At 53.3% G+C, this 20,729-nt stretch carries 20 protein-coding genes, 3 tRNA genes and 3 pseudogenes; 10 read left to right on the top strand and 16 right to left on the bottom strand.

Annotation, left to right across the window (positions count from 1 at the left end; translation table 11 throughout):
* Positions 1–84 precede the first annotated feature (84 nt).
* The 4 genes from rpoC to rplJ form a co-directional block, all read right to left on the bottom strand.
* Complete coding sequence (gene rpoC, locus KKW20_RS16145; protein ID WP_214568947.1) at positions 85–4,350, bottom strand: DNA-directed RNA polymerase subunit beta'; 4,266 nt, start codon at positions 4,348–4,350, stop codon at positions 85–87.
* A gap of 51 nt (positions 4,351–4,401) precedes the next feature.
* Positions 4,402–8,538 (bottom strand): DNA-directed RNA polymerase subunit beta, encoded by a 4,137-nt coding sequence (gene rpoB, locus KKW20_RS16140; RefSeq protein WP_214568946.1) that lies wholly within the window; start codon positions 8,536–8,538, stop codon positions 4,402–4,404.
* Between the two features lie 241 nt (positions 8,539–8,779).
* Positions 8,780–9,151: a 50S ribosomal protein L7/L12 gene (gene rplL, locus KKW20_RS16135; RefSeq protein ID WP_214568945.1), complete on the bottom strand. Its 372-nt coding sequence runs from the start codon at positions 9,149–9,151 to the stop codon at positions 8,780–8,782.
* 72 nt (positions 9,152–9,223) lie between these two features.
* Positions 9,224–9,736 carry a 50S ribosomal protein L10 gene (gene rplJ / locus KKW20_RS16130; protein ID WP_214568944.1) on the bottom strand — a complete coding sequence of 171 codons (513 nt, stop codon included), beginning with the start codon at positions 9,734–9,736 and terminating at the stop codon, positions 9,224–9,226.
* Between the two features lie 546 nt (positions 9,737–10,282).
* Between rplJ and KKW20_RS16125 the strand changes: the two genes are divergently transcribed.
* Positions 10,283–11,047 carry a class I SAM-dependent methyltransferase gene (locus tag KKW20_RS16125; protein ID WP_214568943.1) on the top strand — a complete coding sequence of 255 codons (765 nt, stop codon included), beginning with the start codon at positions 10,283–10,285 and terminating at the stop codon, positions 11,045–11,047.
* A gap of 65 nt (positions 11,048–11,112) precedes the next feature.
* On the opposite strand, the gene rplA is transcribed toward KKW20_RS16125, so the two are convergent.
* The 4 genes from rplA to secE form a co-directional block, all read right to left on the bottom strand.
* Positions 11,113–11,811, bottom strand: a complete 699-nt coding sequence (gene rplA / locus KKW20_RS16120; RefSeq protein WP_214568942.1) for a 50S ribosomal protein L1 — start codon at positions 11,809–11,811, stop codon at positions 11,113–11,115.
* Between the two features lies 1 nt (position 11,812).
* Positions 11,813–12,238 carry a 50S ribosomal protein L11 gene (gene rplK, locus KKW20_RS16115; protein ID WP_214568941.1) on the bottom strand — a complete coding sequence of 142 codons (426 nt, stop codon included), beginning with the start codon at positions 12,236–12,238 and terminating at the stop codon, positions 11,813–11,815.
* A 118-nt stretch (positions 12,239–12,356) separates the two neighbouring features.
* A complete protein-coding gene (gene nusG, locus KKW20_RS16110) occupies positions 12,357–12,890 on the bottom strand; it encodes a transcription termination/antitermination protein NusG (RefSeq protein ID WP_214568940.1) in 534 nt (177 codons plus the stop codon).
* Positions 12,891–13,182: 292 nt separating this feature from the next.
* A complete protein-coding gene (secE, locus tag KKW20_RS16105; protein WP_214568939.1) occupies positions 13,183–13,374 on the bottom strand; it encodes a preprotein translocase subunit SecE in 192 nt (63 codons plus the stop codon).
* A 72-nt stretch (positions 13,375–13,446) separates the two neighbouring features.
* Here secE and KKW20_RS16100 point away from each other — a divergent pair, with 72 nt between their 5' ends.
* The 4 genes and pseudogenes from KKW20_RS16100 (at position 13,447) to KKW20_RS16085 (ending at position 14,941) form a co-directional block, all read left to right on the top strand.
* A complete protein-coding gene (locus KKW20_RS16100; protein WP_214568938.1) occupies positions 13,447–13,671 on the top strand; it encodes a hypothetical protein in 225 nt (74 codons plus the stop codon).
* 136 nt (positions 13,672–13,807) lie between these two features.
* A pseudogene (locus tag KKW20_RS16715) lies at positions 13,808–14,011 on the top strand (hypothetical protein); the annotation flags it as partial.
* Positions 13,966–14,598 (top strand): hypothetical protein, encoded by a 633-nt coding sequence (locus KKW20_RS16090; RefSeq protein WP_214568936.1) that lies wholly within the window; start codon positions 13,966–13,968, stop codon positions 14,596–14,598. The pseudogene KKW20_RS16715 and the gene KKW20_RS16090, both read left to right, overlap by 46 nt.
* A complete protein-coding gene (locus tag KKW20_RS16085) occupies positions 14,588–14,941 on the top strand; it encodes a hypothetical protein (RefSeq protein ID WP_214568935.1) in 354 nt (117 codons plus the stop codon). Before KKW20_RS16090 ends, KKW20_RS16085 begins: the two co-directional genes overlap by 11 nt.
* 111 nt (positions 14,942–15,052) lie before the next feature.
* Here the strand turns inward: KKW20_RS16085 and KKW20_RS16080 are convergent, their stop codons facing one another.
* Together KKW20_RS16080 and KKW20_RS16075 are read right to left on the bottom strand one after the other, a co-directional pair.
* Positions 15,053–15,235 carry a hypothetical protein gene (locus KKW20_RS16080; RefSeq protein ID WP_214568934.1) on the bottom strand — a complete coding sequence of 61 codons (183 nt, stop codon included), beginning with the start codon at positions 15,233–15,235 and terminating at the stop codon, positions 15,053–15,055.
* A gap of 230 nt (positions 15,236–15,465) precedes the next feature.
* Positions 15,466–15,540: transfer RNA gene (locus KKW20_RS16075), tRNA-Trp, on the bottom strand.
* Between the two features lie 75 nt (positions 15,541–15,615).
* Between KKW20_RS16075 and KKW20_RS16070 the strand changes: the two are divergent.
* Positions 15,616–16,371 (top strand): annotated as a pseudogene (locus KKW20_RS16070) (RHS repeat-associated core domain-containing protein); the annotation flags it as partial.
* An 11-nt stretch (positions 16,372–16,382) separates the two neighbouring features.
* Positions 16,383–16,979, top strand: coding sequence for a hypothetical protein (locus tag KKW20_RS16065; protein WP_214568932.1), 597 nt, complete (start codon positions 16,383–16,385; stop codon positions 16,977–16,979).
* 41 nt (positions 16,980–17,020) lie between these two features.
* On the opposite strand, the gene KKW20_RS16060 is transcribed toward KKW20_RS16065, so the two are convergent.
* Positions 17,021–17,191, bottom strand: coding sequence for a hypothetical protein (locus KKW20_RS16060; RefSeq protein WP_214568931.1), 171 nt, complete (start codon positions 17,189–17,191; stop codon positions 17,021–17,023).
* Positions 17,192–17,421: 230 nt separating this feature from the next.
* A tRNA-Trp gene (locus KKW20_RS16055) sits at positions 17,422–17,497 on the bottom strand.
* A 75-nt stretch (positions 17,498–17,572) separates the two neighbouring features.
* Here KKW20_RS16055 and KKW20_RS16725 point away from each other — a divergent pair.
* The 3 genes and pseudogenes from KKW20_RS16725 to KKW20_RS16045 all read left to right on the top strand — a co-directional run.
* Positions 17,573–17,683: pseudogene (locus KKW20_RS16725) on the top strand (RHS repeat-associated core domain-containing protein); the annotation flags it as partial.
* Positions 17,681–18,358 carry a Tle-like phospholipase domain-containing protein gene (locus KKW20_RS16050; protein ID WP_484771493.1) on the top strand — a complete coding sequence of 226 codons (678 nt, stop codon included), beginning with the start codon at positions 17,681–17,683 and terminating at the stop codon, positions 18,356–18,358. The pseudogene KKW20_RS16725 and the gene KKW20_RS16050, both read left to right, overlap by 3 nt.
* A complete protein-coding gene (locus KKW20_RS16045; protein WP_214568929.1) occupies positions 18,359–18,826 on the top strand; it encodes a hypothetical protein in 468 nt (155 codons plus the stop codon).
* Between the two features lie 86 nt (positions 18,827–18,912).
* On the opposite strand, the gene KKW20_RS16040 is transcribed toward KKW20_RS16045, so the two are convergent.
* The 4 genes from KKW20_RS16040 to KKW20_RS16025 form a co-directional block, all read right to left on the bottom strand.
* Positions 18,913–19,086, bottom strand: coding sequence for a hypothetical protein (locus KKW20_RS16040; protein WP_214568928.1), 174 nt, complete (start codon positions 19,084–19,086; stop codon positions 18,913–18,915).
* Positions 19,087–19,316: 230 nt separating this feature from the next.
* Positions 19,317–19,392: transfer RNA gene (locus KKW20_RS16035), tRNA-Trp, on the bottom strand.
* A 93-nt stretch (positions 19,393–19,485) separates the two neighbouring features.
* Entirely contained in the window at positions 19,486–19,908 is a 423-nt protein-coding gene (locus KKW20_RS16600; RefSeq protein ID WP_343207605.1) for an NYN domain-containing protein, read from the bottom strand.
* A gap of 553 nt (positions 19,909–20,461) precedes the next feature.
* Positions 20,462–20,729: EF-Tu C-terminal domain-related protein (locus tag KKW20_RS16025; RefSeq protein ID WP_484771491.1), on the bottom strand; the 268-nt coding region annotated here is incomplete at its 5' end.

The raw sequence follows: 20,729 nt of genomic DNA, 5'->3' as shown, positions 1-20,729 counted from the left end.
GAGGCGCACCAATTTGCGGCTAAAAAACAAAAAGCCCCGCCGGGTTGGGCGGGGCTTTTCTATTTTGTGTTCGGGTAAAGCGCCTTACGGCTGCTCGTCACCGCTCATCTCTGGGGTGTCGACCAGACCCAGATCATCCGCTTTGTCATCGCCAAAGACCGAGTTTGCTTCGGGAACCGGCGCGACCAGCAATGCAGCAGCGGCGGCTTCGGCGCGGGCTTCTTCGATCACTTCAGCATCGCGGGCTTGTGCAACCTGACGCACGTCATGGGTTGCCCCACCGGTGCCGGCTGGGATCAAGCGACCCACAATCACGTTCTCTTTCAGACCAACCAGTTTGTCACGTTTGCCCTGTACCGAAGCTTCGGTCAGAACGCGTGTGGTTTCCTGGAACGACGCGGCCGAGATGAACGAACGTGTCTGCAGCGATGCTTTGGTGATCCCCAGAAGGATCGGCGCACCGGAGGCCAGACGGCGCCCTTCGTTCGACGCTTTCAAGTTGGCGGCATCAAACTCGGCTTTGTCCACATGTTCGCCTTTGAGCAATGTGGTCTCACCGGAGTCCGAAATCTCCCACTTTTGCAGCATCTGGCGAACGATCACTTCGATGTGCTTGTCGTTGATCTTAACGCCCTGCAGACGATACACGTCCTGAACTTCGTCGATCATATAGTTGGCAAGGGCTTCGACACCCATAACAGCCAGAATATCGTGCGGCGCGGGGTTACCGTCCATCAGATATTCGCCCTTCTGGATGAAGTCACCTTCCGCAACCGGAATGTGTTTCCCCTTGGGCACCATGTATTCGACGGTCTCAAGACCCTCTTCAGCAGGCTCGATCGAGATGCGACGTTTGTTTTTATAGTCGCGGCCAAAGCGCACGTAACCGTCGATTTCCGCGATGATCGCGTGATCTTTCGGACGACGTGCTTCAAAGAGTTCAGCAACACGCGGCAGACCACCGGTGATGTCTTTTGTCTTTGAACCTTCGCGCGGGATACGTGCAACGATGTCCCCCGCTTTGATGTCCTGGCCTTCTTCGATCGACAGAATGGCGTCCACTGACATGGTGTAGGCAACAGGGTTGCCCGCATCATTGCGAACGGGTTCGCCATCTTTATCAACGATGATGATCTCCGGCTTCAGCTCGTTGCCTTTGGGGGCCGCGCGCCAGTCGATCACGATTTTCTGCGTCATACCTGTCGCATCATCGGTCTCGTCTTTCACCGAAATACCGGTTGTCAGGTCAAGGAATTTGGCTTGACCGTCTTTCTCAGCAATCATCGGAAGCGTGTAAGGATCCCATTCAAACAGCTTGTCGCCGCGGGCCACATCAGCACCGTCTTTGACAAACAGTTTCGAGCCATAGCCCAGTTTGAACGAGGCACGCTCTTCACCGTTTTCATCGACAATCGCCAGCACCATGTTCCGGCCCATCACGACGGTTTCGCCGTCACGATTTTCCAGAACATTTGCGTTGCGATATTCGATTTTGCCTTCTTGGTTCGCTTCTTGGAACGACTGTTGGCCACCCTGAGCAACACCGCCGATGTGGAAGTTCCGCATCGTCAGCTGTGTGCCAGGTTCACCAATGGACTGTGCTGCGATAATCCCAACCGCTTCGCCCGTGTTCACGCGTGTACCACGCGCAAGGTCACGGCCGTAACAATTGGCGCAAACGCCTTCTTCGGCTTCACAGGTCAGCGGGCTGCGGATGCGAACGGCGGCGATACCGCTGTCCTCAATCGTGTCCGCTTTACGCTCGTCAATCAGTTCACCTTTGGCAACCATCACTTCGTCGGTGCCCGGCTTGATGATGTCATCAGCAGCCACACGCCCCAAGAGACGCTCGCCCAGCGAAGAAACAATCTCGCCGTCGTTTACAGCCGCTTCAACAGTGATCGCATTCTCTGTGCCACAGTCGATCTCGCGTACGATGCAATCTTGTGCAACGTCCACCAGACGACGGGTCAGATAGCCCGAGTTCGCCGTTTTAAGCGCTGTATCTGACAGACCCTTACGGGCACCGTGGGTCGAGTTGAAGTACTCAAGCACGGTCAGACCTTCTTTAAAGTTCGAGATGATCGGTGTTTCGATAATTTCACCCGACGGCTTGGCCATCAGACCCCGCATCCCGCCCAGCTGTTTCATCTGAGTAACCGAACCACGCGCCCCAGAGTGGGCCATCATGTAAACCGAGTTCGGTTCCATTTCGGCGCCATTCTCGTCGCGTTTCAGGGCCGAGATCGACCCCATCATCGCGTCGGTGACCTTGTCGTTACACTTTGACCAAGCATCAACAACTTTGTTGTACTTCTCGCCCAAGGTGATCAGACCATCCATGTACTGCTGTTCAAATCCCTTCACCTGATCGCGGGTGTCATCCACCAGCGTCCATTTGTTTTCAGGGATCACCATGTCGTCTTTGCCAAAGGAAATACCGGCGCGGAACGCTTCTTTGAAGCCCAGCGACATGATCTGGTCACAGAAGATAACCGATTCCTTCTGACCGCAATAACGGTAGACGGTATCGATGACCTGCTGCACTTCCTTCTTCCGCAGAAGACGGTTCACCAGTTCAAACGGTGCCTTATTGTTGTGCGGCAAGAGCGCGCCAAGACGGATGCGGCCCGGTGTGGTGTCAAAGCGCACCATAACGGTGTTGCCGTCGGCATCAACCTGCGGCAAGCGGGCTTTCACCTTGGCGTGCAGATGCACTTCGCCAGCGTCCAAAGCGTGCTGAACTTCGTCCACGTCGCTAAAGACCATGCCTTCGCCCTTCATGCCATCACGCTCCATGGTGATGTAATAAAGGCCCAAGATCATATCCTGTGACGGAACGATGATCGGCGCGCCGTTGGCGGGCGACAGCACGTTGTTGGTCGACATCATCAGAACGCGTGCTTCCAGCTGGGCTTCCAGCGAGAGGGGCACGTGAACCGCCATTTGGTCACCATCAAAGTCAGCGTTAAACGCGGAACAGACGAGCGGGTGAAGCTGGATGGCTTTCCCTTCGATCAGAACCGGTTCAAACGCCTGAATGCCAAGACGGTGCAAGGTGGGCGCACGGTTCAGCATGACCGGGTGTTCGCGGATCACTTCGTCCAGAATATCCCACACTTCGGGACGCTCTTTTTCGACCAGTTTTTTGGCTTGCTTCACGGTGGAAGACAGACCTTTGGCCTCAAGACGCGAATAGATGAACGGCTTGAACAGTTCCAAGGCCATCTTTTTCGGCAAACCACATTGGTGCAGCTTCAGTTCCGGACCGGTCACAATGACCGAACGACCGGAAAAGTCGACGCGTTTGCCCAAAAGGTTTTGACGGAAGCGACCTTGCTTACCCTTCAGCATGTCCGAGAGCGATTTCAACGGACGCTTATTGGCACCGGTGATCACGCGACCACGACGGCCGTTGTCAAACAGCGCATCCACAGATTCCTGCAGCATCCGCTTTTCGTTTCGCACGATAATATCAGGCGCACGCAGTTCGATCAGACGCTTCAGACGGTTGTTCCGGTTGATCACCCGACGATACAGATCGTTGAGGTCCGAGGTCGCGAAACGACCGCCATCCAGCGGCACCAGCGGGCGCAGCTCTGGTGGGATCACAGGCACAACGGTCATGATCATCCACTCAGGACGGTTGCCCGATTCAAGGAATGATTCAACGATCTTCAGACGTTTGATGATCTTTTTCGGCTTCAATTCACCGGTGGCTTCGGCCAGATCAGCACGCAGCTGTTCGGCTTCTGCTTCCAGATCAATCTGGCTGAGCATTTCACGGATCGCTTCGGCACCGATGTTCGCGGTAAACGCGTCCATGCCGTAGGTGTCTTGCGCGTCCATATACTCTTCTTCAACCATCAGCTGACCGTATTGCAGGTCGGTCAGACCCGGTTCGATCACAACATAGTTTTCAAAGTACAGAATGCGTTCCAGATCGCGCAGGGTCATATCCAGCATCAGGCCGATGCGCGATGGCAACGACTTGAGGAACCAGATGTGCGCAACAGGTGCGGCCAGTTCAATGTGGCCCATACGTTCACGACGTACTTTTTGAAGGGTAACTTCAACACCACATTTCTCGCAGACAACGCCGCGATATTTCATGCGCTTATATTTACCGCACAGGCATTCGTAATCTTTGATCGGGCCAAAGATACGGGCACAGAACAGACCGTCGCGTTCGGGTTTGAACGTACGATAGTTGATGGTTTCTGGCTTTTTGATCTCACCATAAGACCAAGACAGAATCCGTTCAGGGCTGGCCAGCGACACCTTAATCTCGTCAAAGACTTTTGGTGGGGTCAACGGGTTGAACGGGTTGGTTGACAGTTCCTGGTTCATTTTGCGTTCCTTATAATCAGGGGAAGGGTGGGAGGATTAAGGCGCGGGGCCTTAATCCTCGCCCTCCGCATCCAGGAGTTCCATATTGAGGCCGAGGCCACGGACTTCTTTCACAAGAACGTTGAACGATTCTGGCACGCCAGCCTCATAGTTGTCCTCGCCTTTGACGATGCTTTCATAGACTTTCGTCCGGCCAGCAACGTCATCCGATTTCACCGTCAGCATCTCTTGCAGCGTGTAAGCCGCGCCATATGCTTCAAGGGCCCAAACCTCCATCTCACCAAAGCGCTGGCCACCGAACTGTGCCTTACCACCCAGCGGCTGCTGAGTAACCAAGGAGTATGGTCCAGTTGAACGCGCGTGGATTTTGTCGTCCACAAGGTGGTGCAGTTTCAGCAGGTATTTCACACCAACCGTCACTTCGCGGGCAAACTGTTCACCGGTACGACCGTCAAACAGAACCGACTGTGCCGAGGTATCAAAGCCCGCGCGGGTCAGCGCATCGTTGATATCTGCCTCTTTCGCGCCGTCAAAGACGGGCGTTGCAATCGGCACACCGCGGGTCACATTGCCCGCCGCATCCACCAGCTCGTCTTCCTCCATGCCCACGATGCCTTCTTCATAGACATCGTCGCCATAAGCGATGCGCATGGCTTCGCGAACCGGGGTCAGATCGCCGGAACGACGATATTCACCCAAGGCTTCATCAACATTGATACCCAGACCGCGAGCGGCCCAACCCATGTGGGTTTCAAGGATCTGACCAACGTTCATACGTGACGGAACACCAAGTGGGTTCAGACAGAAGTCAACCGGGGTCCCATCGGCCAAGAACGGCATGTCTTCCATAGGGACAACCTTGGAAATAACACCTTTGTTCCCGTGACGACCGGCCATTTTATCACCTGGCTGAAGCTTACGCTTCACCGCGATAAAGACTTTTACCATCTTCATCACACCCGGTGGCAGGTCATCGCCGCGACGGACTTTTTCAACTTTGTCTTCAAAGCGATGCTCAAGCGCGCGTTTCTGCAGGTCGAACTGTTCGTTCAATGCTTCTACGATCTTGGCGTCGTCTTCGTCCTCAAGGGCCAGCTGCCACCATTGACCGCGCGAGAGGGTCTCGAGCAGATCTTCGGTGATGGTGGACCCAGATTTGACGCCTTTCGGGCCTTTCACAGCCACTTTGCCAAGGATCATCGACTTCAGACGGGCGTAGATGTTGCGCTCAAGGATATTGAGCTCGTCATCACGGTCACGCGCAAGGCTTTCGACCTCTTCACGCTCGATTTGCAGGGCACGTTCGTCTTTTTCCACACCGTGGCGGTTAAAGACGCGTACTTCTACAACGGTGCCGAAGTCACCCGGTTTCACACGAAGCGAGGTGTCACGAACGTCTGATGCTTTTTCCCCAAAGATGGCGCGCAGAAGCTTTTCTTCTGGTGTCATCGGGCTTTCGCCTTTTGGTGTGATTTTACCCACCAGAATGTCACCCGGTTCCACGTCCGCACCGATGTAAACGATACCCGCCTCATCGAGGTTGCGCAGCGCTTCTTCACCGACGTTCGGAATGTCGCGTGTGATTTCTTCTGGCCCAAGCTTGGTATCACGGGCCGCGACTTCGAATTCCTCGATGTGCACCGAGGTGAACACGTCATCGCGCGAAATACGCTCTGAGATCAAGATCGAGTCTTCGTAGTTGTAGCCGTTCCAAGGCATAAACGCGACGATCACGTTTTTACCCAAGGCCAGTTCGCCCATGTCCGTCGATGGACCATCAGCAACCACTTCGTTTTTCGAAACCTTCTGACCCACTTTCACCAACGGACGTTGGTTGATACAGGTGTTTTGGTTCGAGCGCTGGAATTTTCGCAGACGATAGATATCAACGCCCGCGTCGCCCAGTTCCAGGTCTTCCGTGGCGCGAATAACGATCCGGGTGGCATCCACCTGGTCGATAATCCCACCGCGTTTCGCCTGAATAGCAGCGCCGGAATCGATGGCAACTTTGCCCTCCATCCCCGTGCCCACATAAGGCGCCTCGGCGCGCAAAAGTGGAACCGCCTGACGTTGCATGTTCGACCCCATCAAGGCCCGGTTCGCATCGTCATTTTCAAGGAACGGAATAAGCGAGGCCGCGACCGAAACCAACTGTTTCGGCGACACGTCGATCAGGTCAACGCTTTCGCGCTGTGCCATGGTGTATTCGCCCGATTGACGGGTGTTCACCAGATCGTTTTCAAACCGGCCATCTTCATCAAGATGCGCGTTGGCCTGAGCCACGGTGTGACGCATCTCTTCTGTGGCGGACATATAGTTGACCTCATCGGTCACCTTGCCGTCCAGAACCTTACGATAAGGTGTTTCGATAAAGCCGTATTTGTTCACGCGGGCAAAGGTCGCCAGCGAGTTGATCAGACCAATATTTGGCCCTTCCGGTGTTTCAATCGGACACATACGGCCATAGTGGGTTGCGTGAACATCGCGCACCTCAAAACCAGCACGTTCGCGGGTCAGACCGCCAGGCCCAAGCGCCGAAAGACGGCGTTTGTGGGTCACTTCTGACAGCGGGTTGGTTTGGTCCATAAATTGCGACAGCTGCGAAGAGCCGAAGAATTCACGCACAGCCGCCGCGGCAGGTTTCGCGTTGATCAGGTCTTGTGGCATGACGGTGTCAATTTCGACCGACGACATACGTTCCTTGATCGCACGTTCCATACGCAGAAGACCAACACGATATTGGTTTTCCATCAACTCACCGACCGAGCGCACACGACGGTTGCCGAGGTGGTCGATGTCGTCGATGCCGCCACGCCCATCACGCAGATCAACCAGCGCCTTGATACAGGCGATGATGTCTTCACGACGCAGGGTCCGCTGGGTGTCTTCCGCATCAAGCGACAGACGCATGTTCATTTTCACACGACCAACAGCCGAGAGGTCATACCGCTCGCTATCGAAGAACAAGGTGTCAAACAGGTTTGACGCCGCTTCAACCGTGGGCGGTTCACCCGGACGCATCACGCGGTAAATGTCCATCAGCGCGGTTTCACGGCCCATGTTCTTATCGGCGGCCATGGTGTTACGGATGTAAGGCCCGACATTGACGTTGTCGATGTCCAGAACAGGAATGTCGGTGATACCGGCATCCATCAGTTCTTTCAGCGATCCACCGATCAGCTCACCGTCTTTGTCATACTCAAGCGTCAGCTCGTCGCCGGCTTCGACATAAATCGCACCATTGTCTTCGTTGATGATGTCCTTGGCCACAAAGCGACCAACGATGCTGTCAAACGGCACCAACAGATTGGCCACTTCGCCAGATTCCATCAGCTTTTTCACGGCGCGCGGTGTGATTTTCTTGCCAGCTTCGGCAATGACTTCGCCTGTTTTGGCGTCGATCAGATCTTGTGTCGGACGGGTGCCGGCAACACGCTCTGGGAAGAACTTGGTAACCCAACCTTTGTTCTTCTTCAGCTTGAACTGAACGGTGTCATAATAGGCATCCATGATGCCTTCCTGGTCCAGACCCAGCGCATAAAGCAGGGTGGTCACAGGCAGTTTACGACGGCGGTCAATGCGCGCAAAAACGATGTCTTTGGCGTCAAATTCAAAGTCCAGCCACGAGCCGCGATAAGGGATAATGCGGCAGGCGAACAAAAGCTTACCCGACGAATGGGTTTTGCCTTTGTCATGGTCAAAGAATACGCCCGGCGAGCGGTGCATCTGGGATACAATCACACGCTCGGTACCGTTCACGACAAATGTGCCGTTCGGTGTCATCAAAGGCATATCGCCCATGAACACGTCTTGTTCTTTGATGTCTTTAACAGACTTCGCACCTGTATCTTCGTCGATATCAAACACGATCAAACGCAGGGTCACCTTCAGCGGCGCTGAATATGTCAGGTCGCGCTGTTGGCATTCTTCTACGTCGAATTTCGGCGTTTCCAGTTCGTATTTCACGAACTCAAGAATAGCTGTTTCGTTAAAATCCTTGATCGGGAAAACCGATTGGAAGACGGCGTTGATGCCTTCACCGTCCATCGGCTGAAGCTGGTCGCCGGATTTAAGGAAAAGATCGTAAGATGCTTTCTGAACCTCAATCAGGTTCGGCATCTCCAATACTTCACGGATTTTACCGTAGTATTTACGCAAGCGTTTTTGGCCAAGATAGGTCTGCGCCATTCGGTAACTACCTTTCAAATTCTCTACTGCGGCGCCGACCGTCGGGTCCCCGGCAACGCCTCGTCCGAGATAGGGGGTGGACAAATTCGTGGAGACCGTCCCAAAGGCCTCCTCCCGTCCGAACCTTTCCCAGGAAAACACCCGATCTGATCAGGCCCTCTCCAAGACAGGTTCGGCTGGACCCGGATTTCTCCGGGCCCAGCCAGTATTTACTTGGGCGCAAGGCCCAAAAGCGCAAAGCTTAAGCGATTTCGACTTCGGCGCCAGCTGCTTCCAGCTTGCCTTTAACGTCTTCTGCTTCTGCTTTATCAACGCCTTCTTTGATTTTGCCGCCAGCTTCAACCAGCTCTTTAGCTTCTTTCAAGCCAAGACCGGTGATGCCGCGAACTTCTTTGATCACGTTGATTTTCGAGGCGCCGGCGTTCTTCAGAACAACGTCAAACTCGGTTTTTTCTTCTTCAGCTGCGCCGCCATCAGCAGGGCCAGCCATCATTACAGCGCCGCCAGCGGCGGGCTCAATGCCATACTCGTCTTTGAGGATGGTTTTCAGTTCTTGTGCTTCCAGCAGGGTCAGACCCACGATGCTTTCGGCAAGTGCTTTCAGATCAGCCATTATACTGTTCCCGTTCTATTCAGTTGTGTTCCAACGTGTAAGCGAATGCTCCACGCGGGGATTTCAGTTTGCTTACGCAGCTTTCTCTTCGATGGTCGAGAGAATGGATGCGATGTTCGAAGCAGGTGCGCCAATGGCCCCAGCGATGTTCGAAGCAGGAGCGCCAATACACGACACGATCGAAGCAATAAGCTCATCACGCGACGGCATAGCAGCAACAGCTTTAACACCAGCAAGATCCAGCGCCGTCTCACCCATTGCACCGCCAAGAATTTCCAACTTGTCGTTGGTCTTAGCATATGCATTCATCACCTTGGCCGCAGCCACAGGATCTTCGGAATAAGCAAGTACGGTCATGCCTGAAAGAAGGTCGGCGATAGAAGCGGCCGGCTTTCCTTCCAGAGCGATTTTGGCAAGCCTGTTCTTGGCAACACGCACCGACCCGCCAGCTTCGCGCATTTGCGCGCGCAGGTCCTGCATTTCAGCAACTGTCATACCCGCGTAGTGGGCAACCACTACAACGCCAGAGCTGTCAAAGATCTGGCCGAGTTCGTCGACCAATTTTTCTTTTTGTGCTCTATCCACAGTTTCACTCCAAGTTTGGAGGGTTTCCCCTCCGGCTCATACTTCACTGGATTTTCAAGAGAAAACCCAGCAATCGGGTCCTTACGGGTCCTTCGCAAATCGCCCCTGAAAGCGCCAGGCCTCAGGAATTCGTTTGTTCATTTCCCATCTCAGGCAGGAATTATGACCCATAAACGCTTGTCGATCCTGTGTTGTCAGAACCGTCGCACTGGGATCACCCACCGTCTCGGACGAAACGCAAAACAGCGCACGACGAATCGCACGCTGGGTTGCAAGGATGTCAGTAGGCGATCTGGGGTGGTTTTCCAACCCCAATAATGCAATCCGCTCGACATATGCGGATTGACAGCTTTCGCCGAGCATAGCACAAATAGAGACATTCTCAAACCGCCCGTCACCCTGGTCGACCTGACATTTGATTGGATCGCCCTCGCCCCCATCATATCAACACTCAGCTATTGACGGGACGACCCACCGTTTACCACTATATTCACATATGATGTTCACACAGGTTTTCCAAGCGAACACACAAAACAGGCAGGTACGATGATTTCTTTCGACAACGCAGTACAGGTTGCAGACACAGACACCGTCTCTTCCCTGAACATCTCAGCTTTCTCAGAAACAGACGTGCTGAACCTGATCCTCCAACGGTCCGAAATCATCATGGACCACCCAAAGCGGCATCAACTTGTCAAGCAATGGTCAAAAGGGAAGGACGCCCCCCTTCTTGAAGTCATCGAGAAAATGGGAGCCGAAACGCTTATTCGACGTGCGATTGCCTTCATTCACCTCGAATATCAGGAACTCCAGCCGGTGCTTGAGACCTCCTCTCCAAAAGCCGTGACGGATATCGGATGTGGCTATGCAATCTTTGACCTGTTCCTTGCACAGGATTTCAAATGCAAACTGACGTTGATCGACTTGGAAACCTCGGAAGAACGTCATTTCGGCTTTGAGGAAAGTGGCTCAGCCTACTCCAACCTTGATGTTGCCAAAAGGTTTCTGACCGACAATGGCGTTGCCAAAAACAATATAGCGACGATTAACCCGCTCAAGGGCTCCGTGGAAAAGGTGAAAGATCAGGATATGGCCGTAAGCTTCATTTCCTGTGGGTTCCACTATCCCTGGAGCACATATGCCGCCTTCTTCCGTGATGCCGTGAAACCAGGCGGCCAGATCATCCTAGACATCCGCAAACGGACATATGAACGCACCATGGCCGAGCTTCAGGCCTATGGGGACGTACAGGCATTGGATGAGGAGTTCACCCCGAAATCCGCCCGGTTGCTGGTCACCAAAAAGTCCTGACCTGCCTGCGTGGCACAAAAAAAGGGCGCCCGGAAGGACGCCCTTAAATCTTAACACTGCTTGACTTAGTTGCCGGTTGCGTTGTCGATGTTGACAGTCACGCCTGGACCCATGGTCGAGCTCAGCGCGATCTTTTTCATATACGCACCTTTTGCACCAGTTGGCCGGGCTTTCTGAACGGCACCAACAAAGGCACGGATGTTTTCAACCAGCTTGGCTTCGTCAAAAGACGCTTTGCCAAGACCAGCATGTACAACGCCGCCTTTTTCAGCTTTGAACTGAACTTCGCCGCCTTTGGCTGCTTCAACGGCCGCTTTCACGTCCATGGTCACAGTGCCAACTTTTGGGTTTGGCATCAGGTTGCGTGGGCCCAGAACTTTACCCAGACGACCAACAACGGGCATCATGTCAGGGGTTGCAATGCAACGATCGAAATCGATTGCGCCGCCCAGGATGGCTTCCATCAGGTCTTCTGCACCAACGATATCTGCACCAGCAGCTTTGGCTTCTTCCGCTTTTGCGTCGCGTGCGAACACAGCAACGCGCATGGATTTGCCGGTGCCGTTTGGCAGGCCGATCACGCCGCGAACCATTTGGTCTGCGTGACGTGTGTCAACGCCGAGGCTCAATGCGATTTCGATGGTCTCGTCGAATTTCGCAACGGCGCTGGCCTTAACCAGTGCAACAGCATCTTCAACGGTCAGGTTTTCTTTGCCAGCGAAAGCTTCGCGTGCGGCAGCGGTGCGTTTTCCAAGTTTCGCCATCTTACTTCACCTCGATGCCCATAGAGCGGGCGGAGCCCAGGATGATCTGCATTGCGGCGTCGATGTCGTTCGCGTTCAGATCTTTCATTTTCGCTTCGGCGATTTCTTTCACCTGAGCGGCAGTCACCGAACCCACGGTCTCACGACCTGGCAGTTTGGCACCAGATTTCAGGCCAGCGGCCTTGATCAGGAAATAAGACGCAGGGGGCGTCTTGATGTCCATGGTGAACGACTTGTCCTGGTAATAGGTGATCACGGTCGGGCAAGGCGCGCCTGCTTCGAGTTCCTGTGTTTTCGCGTTAAACGCTTTACAGAATTCCATGATGTTGATGCCGCGCTGACCCAGTGCGGGGCCGACGGGTGGGGATGGGTTGGCTTGACCTGCAGGAACCTGCAGTTTCATTGTGCCAGCTAGTTTCTTAGCCATTTGGCTTCTCCTTTAACAACAGCCTTGGGACGCGTCCCGCAGCCTTTCATTGTCGTGGTCTGGTTTGGGGATCGCGATCCCTGCCCCTCCCACGCCCGCCCGAATGGGCGACACCACATCAGGCTTGTTTCGCAACCTGTGTGTATTCCAGTTCAACCGGGGTGGCCCGGCCAAAGATCGAAACAGTCACTTTCAAGCGGCTGTTTTCTTCGTCAACTTCTTCGACCGATCCGTCAAAGCCTTCGAACGGTCCGTCGGTCACATTGACCTTTTCACCGATTTCAAAGCTGATCAGGGTGCGCGGCGCCTCGGCACCTTCTTCGACGCGGCCCAACAGGCTTTGCACTTCGGCATCACGCATTGGCATTGGGCGACCTTGCGGGCCCAGAAAGCCGGTGACGCGGTTGATCGAGTTGATCAGGTGATACCCTTCGTCCGACATTTCCATATGCACCAGCACATAGCCCGGCATAAAGCGACGTTCGGACGTGACCTTCTTGCCACGACGCACTTCGATCACTTCTTCGGTGGGCACCAGAACTTCTTCGATCTGCTCTTCCAGACCTTTTTCGACCACTTCGGTCCGGATCTGTTCCGCAATCTTCTTTTCGAAATTCGACAGCACACTTACCGAATACCAGCGCTTCGCCATGTCAGCCTCTTCTCAGTTTCGTTCGGGAGCCTGTCGCCCCCAGAGTTCAGATCACCGCCGCCGTCCGCAAACATCCACAAACTTTCGTTCGGGTCGCCTTTTCGGTCGGGTCGCCATCATGCATCCGCATATCTGGCCGGCAGCTTTCGGGAATAAAAAATCGGCGTGCCACTGATTCGCCGCACGCCCATCCCAATTACAGCGCCCGAACTACTCCTGAAACGGTGAGATTTCAAGGGGGAGTGTGCGGGCAATTCGATATTTTACGGGGGGATTTCCCCGACCGTCTGGCTTAGCCAAACATGCCCAAAACAGCGCCCAAACCACTGCGAATGCCCAGATCCACCAGGGAAAAGAACAATGCGGTCAGCGAGGCGAGCACAAAGACCATCGCCGTGGTCAACAGCACTTCGCGGCGGGTTGGCCATGCGACCTTGGAAACCTCAGCACGCACCTGCTGGATGAATTGAAGCGGATTGGTCATGTTTTCTCTCTGCCTAACGGGGTCAAACGGGGAGATACGCAAAGCGGGCGGGATTTTCAAGCCCACCTGTGCATGCGGGGGCTTCTAATCGCATCTGAACCACTGAAATCATCCCCGACCTGCCCCTCGGTGCGCCTGACCAACACAATCACCGGCGCGGATACAGCGTCTGAGGCGCTGGTTGAGAAGGTGTCATATCTGCACACCAACCAGCTGGGATCGGTGCGCGCTATCACCAATGGCGCAGGTGCGGCTGAGAAGCATTCGCTTTACAAACCCTTCGGTGAAGAGATCTAGTATGTCCGCAAACCCGACCACACGCCGGAAACCAAAGGCTTTATCCCGCTCTCGGCGAGTGTAAGGCCCCCCTGTCGCGGCGATGGGCGAGCGGTTTGATGACGATAGCGGGCTGCAATTCTAGGGCGCGCGCTATTACGACCCCAAACTCGCCATGTTCATTGGGCCCGATTGGTTTGAGGTCACAATGCCGGGCGTCGGGACAAACAGGTACTCCTATTCAGCGAATGATCCTGTGAATAAAATGGACCCGGGGGGGGGAATGATACCATGGGTTGGGGGGGGAATGATACCATGGGTTCAAAAGGGAATGTTTATAATGATGACGGAAAACAAATAGGTTACGGTGACACGAACCTTGTGAAGGTGGACTCAATTAATGATGACGATAGTAAAGAGCGAGCTTGGAGGGAGCACAGGAATGGAGAAAGGAAAACGACGTCATTCTCTTCGGTGATCGACAAGATGCTCACATTCGCAAACCCTTCGTACATTAATGGCAATCCGGAGTTGGCTCGATTGCTGAATACACCGGGTGTAAAAAGTGATATGTGGGACGAGTTAATTCGGTCAAATTACCAGTCTCCACACAGAAAAAATCGCGCAGAAGTATCGGGGTGGTTTGTGATGGACAAGACTACAGGAACCTTTACGTACCATGCCTATGTTGATCGCAACGCACAGCCGGGAAGTACTCATCTACCTCCGCCTCCAGCAGGCTCTGAGGGAAAAATACGATTTCCCTTTCACACACATCCAAACTCTCCCGGCGTGGCATTTCGCGATGGCCGATTTGTAAGTGGAATTCCAAGCCAGACAGATGTGGGAGTTGCCGCTCCGGCATGGAGAAATAGTTATGGGGTGACTGGCGGTCTGGTCGTCACTGGAAAACACAAGATTTGGGGATTTGGAACTGATGGGTATTAAGAGTTACCATGTTTTACCATCGCTTATGGTCGCATTTACTTTTCTTGTATCCTGCGCGACTGATCATGAAATCATCCTTTGTGATGGAATCTTGTCTGCAGAGACAACAATGAAGCTTACCGAAATTGTAAAACGGGATTTACAAGAGCGTGGATATGAACGACCAGCGCGATATGCGTCAGATGAAAGCTGGCCAGATTTAAATATGTCACTTTGTCAGGACTACTACACGGTGACTTTTGAAGTGGCTAGACATGAGAGAGAAAAATCTGCCTATATCTATAGCGAAACCTTTAATGTCGACAAAGACAGTTTCGAGATAATCTGGACTTCAATTGACTAATTTGATGATCATGATTTTATCCCGTCGAATGGATTTGAGTGAGCCAAATAACCTCTCGAAATTTCTTAAGTGTAACGGTGGACACGTTTGAAAGAATACTTTGAGATGTAATCATCTTAGGTCGAGTGCTCCCACCCCCACGCTCACCGGCTGGCCACATGCGTTTCTCTCGGCCACAGTGACCAGAACCTCCACGTCCACCCCCTCAATCACCACCAGATGGGGTGTGTCCCAAAACGCGGCACTTTTGGGGGTGTCAAAGGCAAGCATCGCCGCGGCGATTTGCGGGCGCATCAGCTCGCGTGCGGCGGATTGGGCACACGGATTTAGGCACAGGGATTTAGGAAAAGTCGATTTGAGGCTGCACGGTCAGCCGTTTTTCAACCGGGTCTTGGCGCGGCTATTGGCAATCACCAGTGACTGGATCAGGGTCACAACGCTGATCAGCAGGATCAGCGACACAAGCGTGAACAGCAAAATCACACCGCGCCTACACACAGCGAACAACCGAGCTTTTTTGAAAATGGCAGGGGCACCAGGGTTCGAACCCGGGACCTACGGTTTTGGAGACCGTCGCTCTACCAACTGAGCTATACCCTACTGCGCGCCGGAATACGCGATGGCGCGGGTGGGTTGATGATGACAGCGGGCTGCAATTCTAGGGCGCGCGCTATTACGACCCCAAACTCGCCATGTTCATTGGGCCCGATTGGTTTGAAGTGACCCAACCGGGGGTGGGGACAAACAGGTATTCCTATTCGTTTAATGATCCGGTGAACCAAATGGATCCGAGTGGGAATGAAGTTTACAAAGACGAGGATGATTGGAGTGAGAAAGAACTAGAAACTGTCCAGGAGGACTTTAAGGCGGCTAGAAAACAACTTGGGCGATTAATAGACCGCCTACAAGTCGCTATCGACCGTCTTGCCTCAGGTAAGAAAATTTGGGGATATAATATACCCAATATGAAAAACATTGCGCAAGCGAATGGGGTGTCAGTAGAAAATGTTACAATAGATATGGTTCGGCAAACTCAAGCTGATGCCAGGGCAGGACTTGATGCAATTGGTGCGCTGGGGGAAGCTAGCAGTCTGCATGTTAATCGATCCCCAGGTGAACCTGGCACCACGGCAACTGCTGGTCGCAATACCAATGCCATTAATATTCACGATGGCTATTTCGAACACGATGGGAAACCGCGAACCCAAGCTAACAGAACTAGAACGTTGGTACACGAAACTGGGCACGCAGCGTTCGATCGCACTGACCAATTAGGGCTAAAAAGTAATTCGCAACTTACACTGGGGCCAAATGTGCGGGTGTATGGCAAAAAGGTATTAGGCTACAGGTGGCCCGGAATCGACTTGGCCAACCAACTCGGAATATCTAATTTTAATGATCGCGTTACTTGCGCGATGGGATTTTGTTAGGAGCACTAGTCATGAAAATCGTAGTCATTAGTCTTTCTATTGGTGCAGGTCTCGCAGCATGTAACACCACTGTGGAGACTAAGCCGAGACAAGTCAAAGCCCTGTCCTTTAAAAGTATTTCACTCGAAATCGAGGGTCCTCTTCCGAACAAAATTCCGGGCATGGTCTATCGGATTACAATTAAAAACCCACAGCAAATTCCGTTTTGTATTGGGGCAGAGAAAGGTCTTTATTCGGGTGTCTCTTTGACAAACAGCAAAACCGGTCTTGAGCTTACTGCGCGGATCAGACCATCAACTGAGACAGGAGTGTATTTGCTTGGTGATTTGGACCCTCGACAACCCCTTTCAGCACCTATCACAGACGTTGTGTTAACGAAAACAATTGTAGATAAGCCTTTTGTCCACCCTTATTATGAAACAGAAGCAGGAAGGTCTATAGAATTCAACGCCACGGATCGCGTCACTGCAATGGCGTATGCTGATATCTACGGCTGCAAGAATGAGACTATTTCGCAAGCTATACAGAATAGCCAAAGTAGGCTTCTTAGTTCTAAGCCCACTCATGCCTTCCAGGTGGAACGGGATACTCTGCCTGAAGGCGACTAATATTGCTTGGCGAAGCGTATCAGCGGGCCAGATAAACTCGGTCATTGGTTCCACCCGACCCGAACCGGCTGCCCACTCGCGCCCCTCTCCACGACGGTCACCACGACCTCCACGTCCACCCCCTCAAACACCACCAGATGGGGTGTGTCCCAAAAGGCGGCACTTTTGGGGGTGTCAAAGGCAAGCATCGCCGCGGCGATTTGCGGGCGCATCAGCTCGCGTGCGGCGGATTGGGCACACGGATTTAGGCACAGGGATTTAGGAAAAGTCGATTTGAGGCTGCGCGGTCAGCCGTTTTTCAACCGGGTCTTGGCGCGGCTATTGGCAATCACCAGTGACCCAATCAGGGTCACCACGCTGATCAGCAGGATCAGCGACACAAGCGTGAACAGCAAAATCACACCGCACCTACACGCAGCGAACAACCGAGCTTTTTTGAAAATGGCAGGGGCACCAGGGTTCGAACCCGGGACCTACGGTTTTGGAGACCGTCGCTCTACCAACTGAGCTATACCCCTACTGCGCGCCGGAATACGCGATGGCGCGGGTGGGTTGATGATGACAGCGGGCTGCAATTCTAGGGCGCGCGCTATTACGACCCCAAACTCGCCATGTTCATTGGGCCCGATTGGTTTGAGGTCACAATGCCGGGCGTCGGGACAAACAGGTACTCCTATTCAGCGAATGATCCTGTGAATAAAATGGACCCGAGTGGGAATATTACTGTGAAAGATGGGGCGGAGGTCTCTAGTGATGTCTATGAAGATGACGAGACAACCCGACTAGCTAAGAAAACTAATATCCGCCGCGCAACAGATGCGGAGATTGAGAAGCTTGGGCTGGCTGACGAAACATTTGTTGATCAAAAGACTGGGTTCCAATCCAGACTCTACATCAATACTAAGACAGGAGAGTACACTTTAGCATTTGCAGGCACTCAAAATTCTGCGGATGTTATTAATGATGTTTCGCAGATTCTCGGGGCCTCAAAACAATATACTCAAGCAGCCCAACTTGCGGGTGCAACGTCTATGGCCGTCGCTGCGGCTGGGGCTGACTTGTCTTTTACAGGGCACTCTCTTGGAGGAGGGTTGGCGGCTACCGCAGCTAATTCGCGTTATGTTGCTGGATCTCACCGGGAAGCCAAAACTTACAATGCAGCTGGAGTATCAATCGTTACAAAGGCTCGTACCGCTGGGAAGGTTTTTGAGCCTCGTGATATTATAAACACGTATGTAAGGGGGGATGCTCTAACGGCAGCTCAGGTAAGTTCACCGGGATTGCCGCGTGCAATGGGTCGCCAAAACCCGGTATATGGTGGGGTTTCAACACCTTGGGATTTGCATAGAATTGGGAGCGTGCTTAATGCGCTGCAGTAAGTGAAGGAAGATAATATGCTAAGAAGGTTAATGATATTTTCTGGTTTGGTTGCTGTTAGTGCGTGTGCAACACCTCATGCTCAATTGTATATTGTGTTTGAAAAGGGAACGGAAATTGACCCGCAAGCTGTCGTTAATGTTTTTGAGGACGCTGGTTTGGTTTGCCAATTAGGTACCGAACAAAAACCGATTTATCTGTGTTCCCCTGCGGAAACGGTGTTTCCATCTTTTGGGTTTAATGCGTCAGATGATCCGTTCCAAATCCAGATGTCGGCTGAAACAGTATATTTCCCAGGATTTCAACAGCCCGAATTCAGTAGAGATTTTCTATCGAGGCTTGAGCCAATCCTCAATGAGTTACACACACTAGGCGCTCAGAAGTTAAAGCTTTTTCCGTTCCGCAAAGACATTGAACGACCTATTGTGTATGAGCTGGAAGGTCTTTCGATAGATCAATTAAATCCATAGGTTTTGCGGAGTAAAATAATTGCATGTGGAGGCTCGCGGCGTAAAAAAATGCGCTAACTTGGGTGTGAGTGAAGCGTAGGAGTGTTCTAATGGGTGAATATTCCCACCCTCACCGGCTGCCCACTTGCGTTTCTATCGACCACAGTGACCAGAACCTCCACGTCCACCCCCTCAAACACCACCAGATGGGGTGTGTCCCAAAAGGCGGCACTTTTGGGGGTGTCAAAGGCAAGCATCGCCGCGGCGATTTGCGGGCGCATCAGCTCGCGTGCGGCGGATTGGGCACACGGATTTAGGCACAGGGATTTAGGAAAAGTCGATTTGAGGCTGCACGGTCAGCCGTTTTTCAACCGGGTCTTGGCGCGGCTATTGGCAATCACCAGTGACTGGATCAGGGTCACAACGCTGATCAGCAGGATCAGCGACACAAGCGTGAACAGCAAAATCACACCGCACCTACACGCAGCGAACAACCGAGATTTTTTGAAAATGGCAGGGGCACCAGGGTTCGAACCCGGGACCTACGGTTTTGGAGACCGTCGCTCTACCAACTGAGCTATACCCCTACTGCGCGCCGGAATACGCGATGGCGCGGGTGGGTTCAAGAGGGATTTATGGGGATGGGGCGTTTGAGGGGAAAAAAGTGTCGGCTTGAAAACCTATCGCTTCCCTAATCCCTGCACGTCCTCAGCTTTCTCCGGTTCACATTCCAACCACAGCTGGCCAGAACGATAACCACCGCGCACCAAAGTTCCCGGCGTTTTGACCTCGGGAAACGCCTCCGCCCAATCGCGATACCGGTCATTTGAAATGACAATCGCCCCAAGTTCCCGTGCCGCTGTCAAAATGACCGGGTCAGCGGGGCTGCCTTTTGCCACGACAACCACCGCGTCCTCGCGCATCTTCAGTCGCTTGGCCATGCTGCTATCGTCAAGATACCGGCCCGCAAGGAGATACCCCGCGTTTGCGTCAAACATGACCCCCGGCGCAAAACCGAGGGCTTTGAGGCGGTGAATGACATCGTGCAAAGGGTCAAAGCTGGGCTCGCCATCGCGCCAATGCATAATGTTGGACCCATCCACGATGGCCCGCCCCCGCGGGCCGTCGCGTTTTCCCCTGCGTCTATCCCGCAGCGCGCCCCCGAGAATCCCCCTGTGTGTCCCCTGACCCCGCCGCTGGTCCCACAAAAGAAGAAGGCTTGCAAGAAAGCTGGGAAGCGCGAGCAGTAAAAGGTCTGACCATGCGGGGAAGATCAACGCAAACAGGATGCAAAGCGCGGACAATATAACGACGGAAATGAGGAATTTCAAAATCGGAATCCAGATAGGGCAAGCATAAATATGTCAGCACACTAGCAACTTATGCGTGCGCCACAAGTGACCAAAACAGCAAAAAGGGCGCCCTGATGGACGCCCTTCTTTAGTCTTTATCGCAAGGCTCTCGGTGATTTGGCTTTGCCAATTCACCTGTCGCCCAGTTTAGTCTTCGGTGCGTTTCGCTTGCGCGAAGCCGCCCCGTAATTACTCGATAATTTTCGACACATGTTTGATTGTGCGCCTCAAATCATCTCGTAACTTGAACGCAAAAGGGGCCGCCGATTGGCAGCCCCTTCTCGTTCAAGAATTGCTGTCGCAATTACTCGATGATTTTCGACACAACGCCGGAACCAACGGTACGGCCGCCTTCGCGGATCGCGAAGCGCAGGCCATCTTCCATGGCGATCGGGGCGATCAGTTCAACACCGAACTTCAGGTTGTCGCCTGGCATAACCATTTCAGTCCCTTCTGGCAGTTCAACAGTCCCGGTCACATCGGTGGTCCGGAAGTAGAACTGTGGACGGTAGTTCGCGAAGAACGGCGTGTGACGGCCACCTTCGTCTTTGGTCAGGATATAGACCTCGGCT

Source organism: Aliiroseovarius lamellibrachiae (genome assembly GCF_018599245.1).
Classification (GTDB): Bacteria; Pseudomonadota; Alphaproteobacteria; order Rhodobacterales; family Rhodobacteraceae; genus Aliiroseovarius; species Aliiroseovarius lamellibrachiae.
Note: the sequence above shows the minus strand (reverse complement) of the source record. Positions and strands in the feature narration are given on the sequence as shown.

Coding starts and splice junctions, on each gene's coding strand:
- KKW20_RS16100 (WP_214568938.1), top strand. CDS start 13,447: ATGCGGGGGCTTCTAATCGCATCTGAACCACTGAAATCATCCCCGACC.
- nusG (WP_214568940.1), bottom strand. CDS start 12,890: ATGGCGAAGCGCTGGTATTCGGTAAGTGTGCTGTCGAATTTCGAAAAG.
- KKW20_RS16080 (WP_214568934.1), bottom strand. CDS start 15,235: ATGCGCCCGCAAATCGCCGCGGCGATGCTTGCCTTTGACACCCCCAAA.
- secE (WP_214568939.1), bottom strand. CDS start 13,374: ATGACCAATCCGCTTCAATTCATCCAGCAGGTGCGTGCTGAGGTTTCC.
- KKW20_RS16085 (WP_214568935.1), top strand. CDS start 14,588: ATGGGTATTAAGAGTTACCATGTTTTACCATCGCTTATGGTCGCATTT.
- rplA (WP_214568942.1), bottom strand. CDS start 11,811: ATGGCGAAACTTGGAAAACGCACCGCTGCCGCACGCGAAGCTTTCGCT.
- rpoC (WP_214568947.1), bottom strand. CDS start 4,350: ATGAACCAGGAACTGTCAACCAACCCGTTCAACCCGTTGACCCCACCA.
- rplL (WP_214568945.1), bottom strand. CDS start 9,151: ATGGCTGATCTGAAAGCACTTGCCGAAAGCATCGTGGGTCTGACCCTG.
- KKW20_RS16065 (WP_214568932.1), top strand. CDS start 16,383: ATGAAAATCGTAGTCATTAGTCTTTCTATTGGTGCAGGTCTCGCAGCA.
- KKW20_RS16125 (WP_214568943.1), top strand. CDS start 10,283: ATGATTTCTTTCGACAACGCAGTACAGGTTGCAGACACAGACACCGTC.
- KKW20_RS16060 (WP_214568931.1), bottom strand. CDS start 17,191: ATGCGCCCGCAAATCGCCGCGGCGATGCTTGCCTTTGACACCCCCAAA.
- rpoB (WP_214568946.1), bottom strand. CDS start 8,538: ATGGCGCAGACCTATCTTGGCCAAAAACGCTTGCGTAAATACTACGGT.
- KKW20_RS16050 (WP_484771493.1), top strand. CDS start 17,681: ATGGACCCGAGTGGGAATATTACTGTGAAAGATGGGGCGGAGGTCTCT.
- rplK (WP_214568941.1), bottom strand. CDS start 12,238: ATGGCTAAGAAACTAGCTGGCACAATGAAACTGCAGGTTCCTGCAGGT.
- KKW20_RS16090 (WP_214568936.1), top strand. CDS start 13,966: ATGGGTTCAAAAGGGAATGTTTATAATGATGACGGAAAACAAATAGGT.
- KKW20_RS16040 (WP_214568928.1), bottom strand. CDS start 19,086: ATGCGCCCGCAAATCGCCGCGGCGATGCTTGCCTTTGACACCCCCAAA.